Raw genomic sequence first — 14,136 nt, forward strand, 5'->3', positions numbered from 1 at the left:
CTCCTTTCAGTGAATCTTTTCCACTATCGATGTGATGCGGGCGCGTCGAAATTTCAATGCCCCGGTATCTCACTTTGTCTTTATTGCGGCAAGGGCTTGCATCATGGCATCGTCACCAACCGTCATAAAAGCGGCATTTTCCGTATAAATCAGCGCGCAGACAAATTCCTTGCCGGGATAAAGCGGTGACAGAATTTCGCGATAGATGGCAAGCTGTGCCGTGTGGGAGAAGGGTATCTCGCGCGCGTCGCGCGGCGGCACGCGGTTCGTCTTGTAATCGACCAGAATGACGCGGTCGCCATCCACTGCCAGCCGGTCGATACGGCCGGAAACCGCATAATGCTGCCTGCCGATCGTCATGGTCCCCATAATGGAAACTTCTGCGCGGCTATTGGGCGAAAATGCCGGCTGCACCGCTGGTTCTGACATGACCCGCAAAACCGCCCGTATCAGATGTTCGCGCTCGGCAGACGGCCAGAACCGTGCGGCACGTTCGGCATAGCGGCGGGCTGCCTCTTCCCGCTCACTCTCGGCAAAATCCGGCAGGGCCTGCAGCATGCGATGCACCAGCCGACCGCGTTGCAATGCCAGCGAGGAGACATCGGCTTTTTCGCCGAAAAGCGGCGAACGCACGGCAAGATCGTCCGCACCGTCATCAATGATGGTGCCCGCGCCGGAAGGGCTGAGTGGCCTCGGCAATGATGGCAGGGCGGGCAAGGGGGTAAGAAGCCCCGCCGGAAGAGCATATTCTTCTTGCGTCTGTGGTTCAGGCAGCCTTTGCGGAGCGGGGGTCGAACGAATATCGGACTTGCGCCAGACAAGCCCCTGCCACTCTTCACCATCGGCCATAAACTGTTGCGGTTGGCAGTGCTTTTCATTGTCGGCGAGTGCTGCCTTGACGATGGCATGCCAGCATTCGGGATTTTCCTTCTGGCCGCGATAACCGCAAACGACCAGATGATCGGCAGCGCGTGTCATCGCGACATAAAGCAGCCGGCGATATTCGTCTTCCGCGGCCGTCTTCAGGCGTTCCTCATCGGCGCGAATGAGATGATTGGAAAAACCGCTGCCAGGCAGCCAGACGGGGAAGGCATCCCCGTCTGCTTCAACGAAGCGCAGTTTCGGGACATGACTGTGGTTGAAGGCTTTCGAACCGCCATCGACCACAAAAACAACCGGCGCTTCTAGACCCTTGGAGGCGTGCACGGTCATGATCCGCACTTCACCGCGATCCTTGTCCTGTTCACGTTTCACCTCCGGCGAATCCGTTTCCAGAACGGATAGGAAGGCTTGCAGGCCGGGCAAGCCGGTCCTTTCATGGTCAAGCGCAAAGGACAGGAACTCGTCCAGAACATCGCTCGCCTCGTTGCCGAGACGACCCAGGAACTTTTTGCGCCCGTCATGCAGGGTCAGAACCGCAGCGAAGAAATCATGCACCGTTGCCGTTTTCGAAAGCGCGATGAAGTTCTTGAGCTTGTTGGTGACTGCGAAGAAGCGGCCGTTCTCGTCTTGCGAAAGCGTCTGCAATCTTTGCCACACGCTCTCCGTATCGGATCGCGTGGCAGCGACATCAAAAACATCGTCTTCGGAGAGATTGAAAAGCGGGCTTTTCAACAGCGCGGCCAGAGAAAGGTCATCCTCAGGCAGCACGACAAAACGGCCAAGCGCCAGAAGGTCCTGCACGGCGATGTGATCGGTCAGGCGAAGACGGTCGGCACCGGCGACGGGAATGTTCTTGCGCCGTTTCAGCTCACGGGTCAGCGCATTGACGAAAGCATGGCGTTTTCTGACCAACACAAGAATATCGCCGGGCTCAATAGCGCGTTCCACGCCCTTTTCGATGATTGTCTGGTTGCCGATCATGCCGGCAATGCGCGCGGCGATCCGGCGGGCAACGATGGTGGCCGGCGCGCTTTCCCGAAGTGCATCGAAAGGCGCCGTCCAGTCTTCTTCGTCCTCTGCGGTTTCCGGCGCCACCATATCCCAGACTTCCACGGTGCCGGGGTGGCCGGCGCGGTTGGAGCGGTGTTCGACTGGCTCGTTATCGGCGCTGAGGCCGCTGGCATTTTTAGGGTCCGAAAAGACCTGATCGACGGCGGCCAGCACATCTTCCGTGGAACGGAAGGACAGCGGCAGGCGGATGCGGTGAAATGCCTGCTCCACCGAATCGACACGCCTTTTGGTCTCGTCGCGCTCCTGCGAAAACCGCTCCGGTCGTGCGCCCTGGAACGAATAGATCGATTGCTTTTCATCACCGACGGCAAAAAGCGTGCGCCGCCCCATGCGGGCGCTCTCGCCGCTGAAGAAGTCCGCCGCCAGCGACTGGATGATCGACCATTGCACAGGGCTGGTATCCTGCGCCTCATCGACGAGGATATGGTCGATACCCTGATCTAGCTTGTAATGTACCCAGGCGCCCGCCGTATCGCGGTTGAGGAGATTGGCGGCGCGCTCGATCAGATCCTCAAAATCGAGCTGGCTTCGCTGCTTTTTCAGATCCTCGAAATCGCCGATCAGTCTCTCAGCCAGAACAAGCGCGCATTTCGTCGCCTCCAGCATTCGCACCAGACGATAGCGATTACGACAGGCCACGACATGGTCCCGCGCAAGCGTCAGCGCGTCGACGAGATCGGGTGCGGATTTCTGCATGCCCTTGTTGATGACATAGGCATCGGATTTTTTCTCGCCCTTGGCTGTCAACAGCGCAGCTTCGATGAATTCCATGCGCCGCACGGAATCCGTCTGCCGTTTCGCTTCCCGCAGGGCATAAGCGACATCTATGACGCGCGATCCGCCCACTTCGTCGGCAAGCGTCAGATAGGTGTCGAGGGAAAGCCCCGAGAGACCGGGCAAGGGCCAGAATGCTGCCGCTGCCGTTTCTTCGGTTTCACCCGCGTCTATCTGCATTGCCTGCCGTAATTGGGCATCGGTACCATCAGCCTGTTTTGCATCGATCAAAAAGGCACGAAGGGCGCTGCGATTGGCGATGATGGCGGTGAGTAGCGATTCGAGCCCGCTTTCGTCCGCCAAATCAAGCACATAGGCGAGAGACTGCGCGAGATCGGTGTCTCCCTCCGTCGAAACCGCCGTTAAAAGCGACCGACGTGCCTCAGCCAGCAGGGTTGTTGCGGCACGGTCATCAAGGACGGAGAAGTGGCCGGCGACATTGGCCTCCAGCGGGAACTGATGCAACAAGGCTTCGCAGAAGGCGTGGATCGTCTGGATCTTCAGCCCACCGGGCGTTTCCAGCGCCTTGGCGAACAGCCGCCGCGCTTCGGCCAGCTTGATGCGATCCGGCATCTTTCCTTCGATGGCAGCGACGCGATCCCCAAGATCGTTATCCGGCAACGTAGCCCATTCCGCCAGACGGTCGAAAACGCGGCTCGACATTTCGGACGCCGCTGCCTTGGTATAGGTCAGGCACAGAATTGCGGAGGGTCGGCACCCGGCCAGAAGTAGACGGATGACGCGCTGGGTCAGTACATGGGTCTTGCCGGAACCGGCATTGGCCGAAACCCAGGCGGAACTTGCCGGATCGGAGGCGAGCCGCTGTCGGTCGCTCGTCCAGTCTATCCAGCTTTGCGGGGTGTCCGTGGCAGGCCCGTGATCGATAGGGTCAATCATCATCGCCGTCTCCCGGTTCTGCCGTCGACCATTCCGAAACGCGGGCGAGGTGGTCATATTCCCCACCGTAGGATTGTTGCTCCTCCGGCACCAGCCGCGAGGCAAAGCCGTTTTCGCCATCACGCAGCGAACGCACGAACTCGGCCAGCTGATCGATTGATTCGGTTGCCAGCTCGATTGCCGATTTCGGTGCTTTTTTGCCACCCCGGTTGGAGTGTTCGTTGTTCACCTGGTCGGGAAAGAAACGGTCACCCGGCCGCAGGCGCACATAGATAAGGTTTTCCGGTGTCTGCGAACCCGCCTCGCGGAAGGCGCCCCGCATCAGTGCTGCCGCTTCCAGCGCGAGCTGCGGGTCGAGCAGCGCGCGCGCCTGATTGACTGAAGGCGCAAGCCCCGTTTTGTAGTCGATAATATCCGCCTGACCGCCGGTCTTGATATCTATGCGGTCGGCGATGCCGGTCAGCCTTATTCCTGCCTCGGGGATTTCCTGTCCGGCACGCGCCTCGAAAAAGCTGCGGCGGATGGATGGATGTCGTTCTTTCTCCCAGTCGATGAAGGCGCGTGCCACCGCCTCGAATCGCGGGCGCCAGATGACATCGACATGTGCAGGAAGATCTTCCGCGTCGAAACTTTCATCCAGAATACGCTGCATGGCCTCGAGCGATGCCGGCGTGCCGGGAATATGCCCCTCGCGGGAATAGCGCTCGATGATTGCATGATAGAGCGTGCCACGGTCGGCGGCATTGGGATCGCGGTTGAAGCCATCAAGCGGGTTGAGCTTCAGGATACGCCGCGCGTAGATCGAATAGGGGTCACGGCGCAGCCTGCCCACTTCGCTGAAGGAATAGCTCTTCGGCTGCAAGTCGGCCGGCGGTTTGGGGGCAGGGCGCTTTGCTGCTTCCTGGTCGATGCTCGCATCCATCAGTGCCGCCCAGTGGCGATAGGTCTCGCCGCGCTTCTTCAGCTGGTCGGCAAAATCCTCGCCGCCGAGTGCCAGCAACCGTTGCAGCCAGCGTGATGCGACTGCGGGTGTCGAGCCCTGTCTGAGCGCGCGGCTGTAGAAAATCTGCCGTGTCCCGTTCGCCATCTCGAAATCGTGCGCCAGCTGGCCGATGCGCCGCTCCGGCGGTTCCAGACCGATGGCTGTCTTCATGTTGCGGGACAGAAACGGGTTGTTTGCCGTCTGGCCCGGCCAAAGCCCTTCATTGAGACCGCCGATCACGACAGTGTCGACGCTTTGCAGTCGTGCCTCAAGGGCACCGAAAATGAAAATGCGCGGATGGCGCATGGATCGCGGCTTGATCGATTCGCCAGCAACCAGTGCCGCGAAGATATCAGCCCATTGCGGACCATCCGCATCAAGGATTTCGCCGCTTTCCATCAATTCGCCAAACAGGCCGGAAAGCTTGTCGCCTGCCTCGCCGGACCAGAGAGTGGCAAGATCGTTGTTGTCATCCGCGCAGATGGCTTCGATCACCCGGCCCGTCCGCTCGGCCCAATCGGAAAGCGGCAATTTGTCCGTGAAAGACCGGCCTGAGCGGTCGCGACGAACGAATGCGCTGCCAAGCGGCTCTGTCGAAACGGCGATCCGGCGTGCCAGATCGCAAGCGGCGTCTACGCTTCCCTCGGGCAGCGCCAGCCTCCAGGCAGGCGGATGCCGGTCATCGCGCTGCGCCGCCAGTTGCGCATCGAGAACCGCCTCCAGATTGCCGATTTCGGTTTCGACGCGGCCGCCTCTAAGTGCGATCAATTCCAGCGCCTTTGATGCTTTTGTAAAAGCCTCCAGCGAAAGCCCGAAACGGCTGAGCGGATGTTTCAGAAGGGAAATGACCGGCACCGGATCTCCGGGCCTGAGGATCGCTTCCAGTGCGAGTTGCGTCAGTCCGGCCTGCGGCGTGGCGGAAAGCGGCGTACCGGCGGAATCGTCGGCTTCGATACCGAAGCGCTGCAATTCCGTCGCCACGCGCCTGGCCAGTCCGCGATCGGGCGTGATCAGCGCGGCCTGAGACGGGCGGCCAGCGCCCGGCGCTTCAAGCGCCAGCCGCAGCGCCACCGCAATTGCGGTTGCCTCTTCGCGCTCGTTGGCAGCTTCTATCAGGGTCGCTGCCGCAAAAGCATCGTCGAAAAATCCGGGTTGCTTGTCCTCACGCCAGCGGTTCCAGTCACTGGTGGATTTGGCAGGAGCAAGTGCTGCCGAAAAAACCGCCGCGCGTTTTTCAAGATCGCTATCGATAGCGCCGATCTGAACGACATCGTCTCGCATGATGTCGAGCTTCTGCAACAGCATGTAGAGCCCGTATTGCGAATGGGTGCGGCTTGAAGGATCGGTAGGGTCCTCGGCAATAGCCTCCCATTGCTCCTCCGGCATCGTAAGATCGAGGCCCGGAAGCACGACGACGCCCTGGGGCAGCGAGGCGACAGAGGCGATAAGGTCTGCTGCTGCCGGAATTGAGCCCGTGGAGCCCGCAACGATGATCGGTCCGGTGTCCGGCAGGTTGGCAAGCCGGTTCGCCTCCGCCCTCAGGATGCCGTTGCGATGTCGGCCTGCGGAAGTTCGATTGAGTTCGGCAAGACGGGCAGGCCAGAAGACGCTGGCGATTTTCAGGAAATCCGCCGTCAGCTGCCACCATTGAGCGTGATCGCCGGTATCGAGATGCGCGAGCGCCTCCCATTCCTTTTCTTCCGTATCCATCGCATCGATCACTTCGCCAAGCGCGCGCGCCAGCCATATGGCGTCGGCAGGGCTGGCTGGTGCGACAAGTGGTGAGTCCGAATGGATGGCCCTGATGGCGTCCGGCAGGCTGTTGCGCCATGCCAGAATGAGGCGCGCCAGCTCGATTTGCCGGCCGGTGCCGGAAATCGGCGGCGCCAGATCCATGATCTCAGGATTTTCGATCTCGAAGAAGCCGCTGTCGTCATCGGTTTCGCCGAGCGGCCGGATCAGTGGCAAAATGGCGGAACGGCCGCCCAGAAGATCGACAAACTCTGAGCGCAGCACGCGGGCGGAGCGCCGGGTCGGAACATAGATCGTCACCTTGGCAAGCGAAAGCGGATCCGCAGGGTCGTATTTATAGCCGGCTGTCAGTGTCCCGTCACACAGCGTTTCCGCGAGCGTTTTGAGGAACGGTGTTCCCGCAGCGATCGTCAGGACGCGCTTTGCGTGATGGGTGAAAGTCATGCAGAGCGCTTTTCCCTGAATTGCCGGATGATACTTTCGGCATCGTCTATCGCATCGGGAGTGCCGACGGTGATCCAGTGGCCATCCAGTGAAAGTCCGAAAAGTCGTTCTTTCTCGATGGCGCGGTCGAAATAGATATTCAAGTTGAAAGCATCCCCCGGCGCATCGTCCAGCAGGTGCGAATCCATGGCAATGGCCCCAGCATAAACCACCGGGTTCGTGTCCCCGTCGCGATACCGCGCCAGTCTACCATCCGAAGAGAGGTTGAAATCCCTCTTGCCGTTATGACCGGTGGTACGGTCCATATCGACGCAGAGCATAGCCATATCCATGTGCGTGGCATCGAAGAATTGCGCAAGCTTGCGCAGGTTGCTGACGGCATTCAGCTGTTCGCCAATCCAGAAAAGATCGGCATTCATGACGAAGACGGGACCTGGCTCCAGAAGTTTCAGGCCCTTGGCAAGTCCGCCACCGGAATTCATCAGCTGCGACCGCTCGTCGGAAATCAGGATTTCGGAGTCGGTACGGGTTTCAAGATGGGCGATCATCTGATCGGCATGGTGATGGACGTTGACGACGATCTTCTCGGCGCCGGCCTCGACAAGGGCGTCGAGCGCGTAGTCGATCATCGGTTTGCCGGCGATCTTGACGAGCGGTTTCGGGATCGTATCCGTGATCGGGCGCATCCGGGTGCCGAGCCCGGCGGCCAGCACCATCGCGTTCTTGATCGTCATTGTGGTCAACCGTCTTTCAGTCTTTAAAATTCCATGCCCATGTGGACGCACCAGTCTTTGAGCGGTGCCAGTTCGGGATGCGAAAGCGCTGCGGAAAGATAGCGAAACGTCCTTGGCATATGTTTCATATAACCGGGTTTGCCATCGCGTTCCAACAGCCTTACCCAGATACCGGCCAGTTTGCAGTTGCGCTGCGCCGACATGATGGCGAAAGCCTTGAGAAAGGACGCCTCATCGAAGGACGGCTCGTCTCGTCTAATGTCGAGATAGTGCGAAAGCAGGCGTTCCTGCAGTTCGGGCGAAATGGTAACCCGCGCATCCTGCACGATGGAGGCGAGATCGTAGGCCGTCGGGCCTATCATCGCGTCTTGAAAATCGATCAGTCCGACTTGCCGGATGCCTGCATTATGCTCTTGCCAGAGAATGTTCGGCGAATGGAAATCGCGCAGAAGTAGCCCGCTTTCGCAGCCACTGAGCGCGTCTATCAGGCCGTCCCAAAGAGCATAATAGTCACGCTTCTCGGTATCGGACAGTGATTTGCCGCGTTTGTGGGGCAGATACCATTCCACCAGCAGCGACACCTCGATCTTCATCGCCGGTCGATCGAAAGGAGGCACTTCGTAGGTGCTGCCGTCATCAACTGGCAGCTTGCGCGGTGCCGGAGCTTTATGAAGGGCGGCGAGGCAGGCGACGCTTTGCAGATAACGTTCCTCAATCGGCGTTCCGTCGGGCGCAAGCACCCCCTCCCGCCCGAGGTCCTCCAGGAGGAGAATGCCCTGATCGGTATCCGCCGCCAGTATTTCAGGCGCGCAAAAGCCGCTATTTCGCAGATAATTGCCGATCGCCACGAAGGAACGGGCATTCTGGGCAAGATGGGCGATTTCCGCATAGGTCTTGCCATCAGCAACGATCGCACCTCTCAAAGGGCGTCGCCAGTCCATCAGGATAAGGTCCGGACCATCGGTGGAAATGGTCTCATAGGCGCGTGTGGAAGCATCGCCGCTTAGAAAATGGCGGGTCGCATCGCCCTTGCCATTTTTCGCAAGAAAATCGCGAATGGCAAAAACGCGCTCAAGCCGTTCTTTCTGTTTCGCGGGAGCATCGATTACAGCCCGACGCCCGTCACCGGAGTGTTCCAGCCGCAGGCTGATGGTCTGGTTTGGCGGTAGGATTTCGGCGGCGATATCAGGCCACTCGATCAGGCAGATACCGTCTTCCAGCATCTCGTCGATGCCGAGTTCGTCCAGTTCCGAGACGTCAGACAGTCGGTACAGATCAAGATGGGCAACGGGAATACGTGTTGGATAGGTCTGGATGATCGTGAATGTGGGGCTTGGAACTTCAAGATCAGGTGCATCCGCCATCGCCCGGATAAAGGCGCGGGCGAGGGTGGATTTGCCCGCGCCGAGATCTCCGATCAGCGCGAGGCAATCGCCAGCTCCCAAAGCCAGCGCCAGATCTTCGCCTAACCGGATGGTGTCCTTTTCCCCATTGAGGGAAAGGGTGATCGGCAGGATATCGTCACTCATTCTGCGGCGATGGAATGCGGGTGCACGCCCGAAGGAATGCGGCAGGTGACGATGGTGCCGTTGCCGGGCCGGCTGTCGATGCTGACAGTGCCGTGATGCAGGCTGACGAAGCTCTCCACGATAGAAAGGCCAAGGCCAGCGCCGGTCCTCCGCCCGCCGTTGCCGCGCGTCTCGAAGCGGTCAAACACGGCTTTGAGCATGTCTTCGGGGATACCCGGTCCCTTGTCCGCCACTGAGAACAGGAAGTCACCCTCGCTGCGCTGGCATGAAAGCTGAACGGAAGACCCTTCCGGCGCAAAATTGATTGCATTGGTGAGGAGCTTGATGAGGATCTGCTTCAGGCGCTGGTGATCCGCCACCAGACTACCGAGATGCGCGGGTGCGACGATCTCGAGCGAAATACCGCTTTCCTGTAGCCGGTCGGCAATCTGCACCGAAACGTCATCGAGCAATTCGTTGAGATCGTTTTCCGAATAGTTCAGCTGCATGATGCCCGCGTCGACGGTCGCGAGATCGAGGATGTCGTTGACGATGGTCAGAAGAACCGAGGAAGAGGTGGAAATATGGTCGAGATATTCTGCCTGCCGGTCCGTCAATTCTCCAATACCCGGGGTCTTCAGGAGATCGGTGAAGCCAATGATATTGGTCAGCGGCGAGCGCAATTCATAAGAGACGTGCTGGACGAAGTCGTTCTTCAGCTCGTCGGCCTTGAGCAGTGCGTCGTTCTTTTCCTTGAGCGCCCGCTCGGCCCGCACGCTGTCAGTCATGTTGACGAATGTCAGCATGGTCTGCGCATCCGGCAGCGGAATAATGGCGTAGTCTAAGACGAGGCCGGAGAGTAGCTCCAGCGTTCCCTGTCTCGACGGGCGTTCATCGTCAAAGCTGGTGATGAACTGGCTGAAAGAGCGCCAGCCATCCGGCTTGTCGTAGGATTGCGTGCAGGCGGCCTCAACGGCGCGGATATGGGTTCCAGTTTCCGCCTGCTCGGCGGTAACGCCCCAGAGGGCCCTGAATGCCGGGTTGGAAAGGCGAATACGTCCGTCCGCACCAAACACGGCGACACCTTCGGCCAGATGGTCGATGGTTTCGCCCTGCACCTTCACCAAGGTGTTGTAGCGCATCTGCAGATCGACCTGTTCGGTCAGGTTCTCGAAGACCCATGTCGCGCCACCCTGCGGGTGGGCGGTCGCGATAACCCGCAACGTCTGGCCGTTGGGCAGGTGCCACAGATCGGTCTTGGTATCGAGAGAGCGGTAAACGGAGAGTGCCGTCTCTTTCCAGTTTTTCCAGTTCAGCTGCTCGGGCAATTTGCCGGCGGTGCGCAGCCTGTCGAGAAGCTCGGAATTATCGGGGCCGGATTCCAGAAAAACCAGATCGAAGCCCCACAGGGTGGCAAAGGCCTGATTGTAGAATTGCAGCCGCTGCCGGCCGTCGAAAATGGCGACGGGCGTTGCGAGATGATCCAGCGTTTCGGCGTGGCTTTTCAGAACCCGTTTCATTTCCTCCCGGGTGGTTTCCGCTTCGGTAGCATCGATGGCGATGCCTGCAGAACCGCCCGCCGTCTTGATATCGACAACGTCGAAGAAGGTACGGTTTCCGGAAACCACCGTCGAAATGCGATCGTGGTAGGGGGAACTCGGAGTAGCGGCCGCACGTATCTTCTGCCGGGTAACGGTGTTCAGAAGCTCACGTTTCTCCTGAATGGTCTGTTCGGCATCGCGCGCATCCACAGCGTGCGCATAGGCGTGGTTCACCCATATGAGTTCGCCTTCGCCATTGCGCCGCCAGACGGGCTGTTCGATCGAATCGAGAAGTTCCTGAAAGGTGGAGACCGAGGCGATCAGGCGCTCGCGCTCCACCTGCAATTCGGCCAGTTCGGCGCGCAGGTTGTTGAGGGCGACGAACCGCGCGAAGGCATTGCCGCCGGAAACCCGGCCTTGAACTTCAATGACTTCGCCGCGCTGCGTCTCGATGGTCAGATCGAAACTCTGTGCGTGGCTGCGAAGTTTTTCGAGGGATTTTTCAAGCTGGCTCGCGGATGATGGCTTCAGCCAGCGCCCGAAGGCCAGAAAATCGTGATCCGCCTGCGGTGCGCCCGTCTCTACGGGCAGTTGCCCCAGGAATTCGGGGCGCTTGTCCACGCCGTCCCAGATGACGATGCGCCGGCTCTTGTCGGAGATAAGCGCCTCGTATTTCGCGATCTTGTGGTGGGATTCTGCCAGCGCCTTGCGGTATTCACCGCTCTCCGCCTCGATATTACCGCGCTGGCGCACCAGCCAGACGACGGAAAACAGCGTTGCCGAAAGCATGCCGACAAAAAGCGAATAGGTGATGGTTTCTCCGGATGAAAACAGCCGCGCGCCGGTCTTTGCGACAAGACCGTCCTGCGCCAGCGCCACATTTGCAGAACCGGCGAGAACCGTGCCGGACATCAGGACGGGAAGCCGCGAAAAGCCTGTCCGCACAGCACTGATCGCCAGCCGGCAACGCGCCATGGCCGCGCCCAATGCCACGCCAGCATGCGTGTTTTCAACGCGTTGAACTGTCTGCTCTCGCAGATCCGAATTGTGAACCGTCATCCCCGGTCTGTCTCCGTCCTATGTGCCGCATCTTCGACAAGACATCCCATTTCGTCCCCGCCGCCCTTTGGCGTGTCCGAATCAAGTTCGATGACAATACCGTCTTCATAAATCTGCGGAAAGGGAGCGCGCAAAAAAGATGCCGCGCGCTTTGTCAAGCGCACGGCATCTACATATTGTGTAATTTCAGTGGATATTAACTATGAAATTAATATCTGTAGTGTTCTGCCTTGAACGGACCCTGCTTCGAGATGCCGATATAATCAGCCTGAAGGTCGGAAAGTTCGGTCAGGCGCACGCCAAGCTTCTCGAGATGAAGGCGTGCAACCTTTTCGTCGAGGTGCTTCGGCAGCACGTAGACTTCGTTCTTGTATTCACCCGGCTTGGTGAAAAGCTCGATCTGGCCCAGCACCTGGTTGGTGAACGACGCCGACATGACGAAGGAAGGGTGACCTGTGGCATTGCCAAGGTTCAGCAGGCGGCCTTCGGACAGCAGGATGATGCGGTTGCCCTTCGGGAACTCGATCATGTCGACCTGCGGCTTGATGTTTGTCCACTTGAGGTTACGCAGCGAAGCGACCTGAATTTCATTGTCGAAATGGCCGATATTGCCGACGATTGCCATGTCCTTCATCTCGCGCATGTGCTCAATGCGGATGACGTCCTTGTTGCCGGTGGTGGTGATGAAGATGTCAGCGGAAGACACAACATCTTCCAGGCGAACGACCTCGAAACCGTCCATGGCGGCCTGAAGCGCGCAGATCGGGTCGATTTCCGTGACCTTCACGCGGGCGCCAGCGCCCTGCAGCGAGGCGGCGGAACCCTTGCCGACGTCGCCGTAACCGCAGACCACGGCAACCTTGCCAGCCATCATCACGTCGGTTGCGCGGCGAATGCCGTCTACCAGCGATTCCTTGCAGCCGTATTTGTTGTCGAACTTGGACTTGGTGACGCTGTCGTTGACGTTGATGGCCGGGAAAGGCAGGAGGCCCTTCTTGGCGAGATCGTAGAGACGATGAACGCCAGTCGTCGTTTCTTCCGTCACGCCCTTCAGCGCGTCACGCTGCTTGGTGAACCAGCCGGGGGAAGCCTTGAGGCGCTTGTTGATCTGCGCGAAAAGAATTTCCTCTTCTTCCGAACCGGGGTTGGAAAGAACGTCCTCACCGGCTTCGGCGCGCGCGCCGAGCAGAATGTACATGGTGGCATCGCCGCCATCGTCGAGAATCATGTTGGAGAGGCCGCCATCGGTCCACTGGAAGATCTTGTCGGTATATTCCCAATATTCCGTCAGGCTCTCACCCTTGACCGCGAAAACAGGAATGCCGGCCGCTGCAATGGCTGCTGCGGCATGGTCCTGCGTCGAGAATATGTTGCAGGACGCCCAGCGGATGTCCGCGCCCAGTTCCTTCAGCGTCTCGATGAGGACACCGGTCTGGATCGTCATGTGAAGAGAACCGGTGATACGTGCGCCCTTCAGGGGCTTGCTCTCGCCGAATTCCTTGCGGCAGGACATAAGGCCAGGCATTTCGGTTTCGGCGATGTCCAGTTCCTTGCGGCCGAATGCGGCAAGGTTGATATCGGCGATGATGTAGTCCTTCTCAAGGCTCATGAAGTTCTCCAGATCAGAAATGCCATGCCTGCTGGCCCGGCTTTTAAACGTAGCAGCGGTTTAGCAGGCCAAAAACGATCTGGCAATAACGATATAAAGAAGTCTTTATGTCTTTATATGGGGGTGGGCTCAGGCTTCTTCGCCGAAGCGGTCGGCAACAAGTGCCTCAAGTGCGGCGAGCGCCTCTTCCGCCTGGTTGCCGCTCGCCTCGACATAGACACTGCATCCTGGGCTGGCCGCCAGCATCATGAGGCCCATGATGGAGGTGCCGCCAACGGTCATTCCGTCCTTCGACACCGTAATAGTCGCGTCGAAACCCTCGACCATCTGCACGAATTTTGCAGATGCCCGGGCGTGGAGACCGCGCTTGTTGATGATCGGCAATTCCCGGGAGTGAGGCGACATGGGGCTGACTTCTTATTTGCCGCTTAAAACGCGGCTGGCGACGTTGATGTATTTGCGACCGGCGTCGGATGCGTCCTGGAGCGCCTTGTCCATGTTGTCTTCGCTGCGAACGCCTGCGAGTTTTATCAGCATGGGAAGATTGACCCCGGCGATGACTTCGACATTGCCGTTGTTCATGACGGAGATGGCGAGATTGGACGGTGTACCACCGAACATATCCGTCAGAATAATGACGCCATTTCCATCATTGACGCGCGTAACGGCGTCGATGATATCCTGCCGGCGCTGATCCATGTCGTCTTCGGGACCGATACAAACCGTCTCGATCAATTTCTGGGGACCGACGACATGCTCCAACGCATGGCGAAACTCCTCAGCCAGCTTGCCATGGGTGACAAGCACTAGTCCGATCATGAAATGCTCCCTTGCACACGCACTCTCATTGCCGACTATCGCAACGCGGCAATCCTGTCCATCG

Annotated in this window: 8 protein-coding genes; all 8 read right to left on the minus strand. The window is 59.1% G+C overall.

Annotated features, from left to right (window positions below):
* Window positions 1-69: 69 nt before the first annotated feature.
* Window positions 70-3,627 carry a double-strand break repair helicase AddA gene (gene addA / locus ACZ5A6_RS12775; RefSeq protein ID WP_174060578.1) on the minus strand — a complete coding sequence of 1,186 codons (3,558 nt, stop codon included), beginning with the start codon at window positions 3,625-3,627 and terminating at the stop codon, window positions 70-72.
* Window positions 3,617-6,802 carry a double-strand break repair protein AddB gene (addB, locus tag ACZ5A6_RS12780; protein WP_003516332.1) on the minus strand — a complete coding sequence of 1,062 codons (3,186 nt, stop codon included), beginning with the start codon at window positions 6,800-6,802 and terminating at the stop codon, window positions 3,617-3,619. The genes addA and addB overlap by 11 nt, the downstream gene beginning before the upstream one ends.
* Window positions 6,799-7,536 carry a nucleotidyltransferase family protein gene (locus ACZ5A6_RS12785; RefSeq protein ID WP_174060579.1) on the minus strand — a complete coding sequence of 246 codons (738 nt, stop codon included), beginning with the start codon at window positions 7,534-7,536 and terminating at the stop codon, window positions 6,799-6,801. The genes addB and ACZ5A6_RS12785 overlap by 4 nt, the downstream gene beginning before the upstream one ends.
* Window positions 7,537-7,559: 23 nt before the next feature.
* Window positions 7,560-9,065 (minus strand): bifunctional tRNA (adenosine(37)-N6)-threonylcarbamoyltransferase complex ATPase subunit type 1 TsaE/phosphotransferase, encoded by a 1,506-nt coding sequence (locus tag ACZ5A6_RS12790; RefSeq protein WP_003516329.1) that lies wholly within the window; start codon window positions 9,063-9,065, stop codon window positions 7,560-7,562.
* Window positions 9,062-11,644: a sensor histidine kinase gene (locus ACZ5A6_RS12795; protein WP_003516327.1), complete on the minus strand. Its 2,583-nt coding sequence runs from the start codon at window positions 11,642-11,644 to the stop codon at window positions 9,062-9,064. Before ACZ5A6_RS12795 ends, ACZ5A6_RS12790 begins: the two co-directional genes overlap by 4 nt.
* Window positions 11,645-11,852: 208 nt before the next feature.
* Window positions 11,853-13,253 carry an adenosylhomocysteinase gene (gene ahcY, locus ACZ5A6_RS12800; protein WP_003516323.1) on the minus strand — a complete coding sequence of 467 codons (1,401 nt, stop codon included), beginning with the start codon at window positions 13,251-13,253 and terminating at the stop codon, window positions 11,853-11,855.
* Between the two features lie 129 nt (window positions 13,254-13,382).
* Complete coding sequence (locus ACZ5A6_RS12805) at window positions 13,383-13,658, minus strand: HPr family phosphocarrier protein (RefSeq protein WP_003516321.1); 276 nt, start codon at window positions 13,656-13,658, stop codon at window positions 13,383-13,385.
* 12 nt (window positions 13,659-13,670) lie between these two features.
* On the minus strand, window positions 13,671-14,072 hold the full coding sequence (locus ACZ5A6_RS12810) for a PTS sugar transporter subunit IIA (protein ID WP_003516318.1): 402 nt from the start codon (window positions 14,070-14,072) through the stop codon (window positions 13,671-13,673).
* Window positions 14,073-14,136 lie beyond the last annotated feature (64 nt).

The organism is Agrobacterium sp. 6Ca8 (assembly GCF_055382765.1).